The organism is Streptomyces sp. TRM70350, from assembly GCF_019219825.1.
Taxonomy (GTDB): Bacteria; Actinomycetota; Actinomycetes; order Streptomycetales; family Streptomycetaceae; genus Streptomyces.
Window position 1 is genome coordinate 1 of record NZ_JAHUXH010000099.1, and the last position, 1,125, is coordinate 1,125.

The window sequence follows — 1,125 nt, forward strand, 5'->3', positions numbered from 1 at the left end:
GATCTCGGGACGTTGATCCGGCAGTTGGTGCAGGCGGCGCAGCCGTTGGAGGGGAAGTTCAACGGCACCGGTCGGGCGATGTTCGACCAGTTCAAGGCGCGGGCGGACGAGATCACGGCGGAGCTGAACGGGTCGTTGTCGGCGATCCTGGGTGGTCAGTCGGGTATGGAGTCGGCGTTCGGCTCCGGCGATCAGGAGCAGGGTGACAATGCGCGGCAGCAGATGGCGGCCGCCAACTTCGACGCCGCGCGGTTCCGCTGAGTCGGTCGCGGACGCGTTCTTCGGTTTCTTTCCTTTTGCGTGACTTTCGGGTGACTTCACGGGGAGTGGTGTGTGATGGCGGGTGCTGGTGCGGATCGTCGGTCGTATGACACGGGTGCGTCGACGGATGCTCAGGCGAACATTCAGTCGGTGATCGGCCGGTTGGAGGAGGTCATCGGTCAGCGGGATCGTCAGGTGAAGGCGGCGATGGCGGACTTCATGGCTGATGGTGTGGCGGATGAGTACCACGGCAAGGAGCAGCGGTGGAACCGTGCTTCGCAGGAGGTGCGGAACATCATCCAGTTGCTGAAGACGACGCTGGAGAAGAATGACGCGACGGCGCAGTCGACGTTGTCGCGGGCGAAGGCCGCGGTGGACAACATCGGCTGAGGCTGATCTCGGGTTTTCTGGCTCGTTTCTGGTTGCGGGGGTTTGTGGTGCCCGGGTGGGATCTGAAGCCGCAGGGTATTTCGGGTGTGCTGAAGGCGACGGGGGAGACCGCGTCGAATTTCGAGAAGTACGGGAAGTCGTTCGGTGAGCATCTGACGTCGGCGGCTTCGAGTGCGGGCACCATTTCCGCCGAGGGTGGTGGTGGGGGCGGGGAGAAGGCGCAGGGCGGTCTGGTGGCGCTGGCGTTGTCGCAGTATGCGGAGCGTGCGTCGAAGGATTTGCAGTTCGTGGCGGCGCGGGCGGGTAAGTCGTTGCAGGGTGTGGTGGATGCGGCGACGGCGTATCTGAATGGTGATCAGGAGATGGCGGCGGAGGCGCAGCGCAATGCGTTGAAGGCGCCGAAGCTGGATATGCCGGGGGTGGGCAAGGCGTGATCAGCCCGTCGCAGATTCCCCAGTTCACCGGGAAGCTGCC

The 1,125-nt window shown here is 64.3% G+C and carries 3 protein-coding genes; all 3 read left to right on the top strand.

Going from position 1 to position 1,125, the window contains the following annotated elements; all coding sequences use genetic code 11:
* Positions 1-261: hypothetical protein (locus tag KWI83_RS37720; RefSeq protein ID WP_218518878.1), on the top strand; the 261-nt coding region annotated here is incomplete at its 5' end.
* A 75-nt stretch (positions 262-336) separates the two neighbouring features.
* Complete coding sequence (locus KWI83_RS37725; protein ID WP_218518879.1) at positions 337-651, top strand: pore-forming ESAT-6 family protein; 315 nt, start codon at positions 337-339, stop codon at positions 649-651.
* Between the two features lie 44 nt (positions 652-695).
* The gene (locus KWI83_RS37730; protein WP_218518880.1) at positions 696-1,085 is read left to right on the top strand and encodes a DUF6507 family protein; all 390 of its coding nucleotides are present in this window, start codon (positions 696-698) and stop codon (positions 1,083-1,085) included.
* Positions 1,086-1,125: the final 40 nt, after the last annotated feature.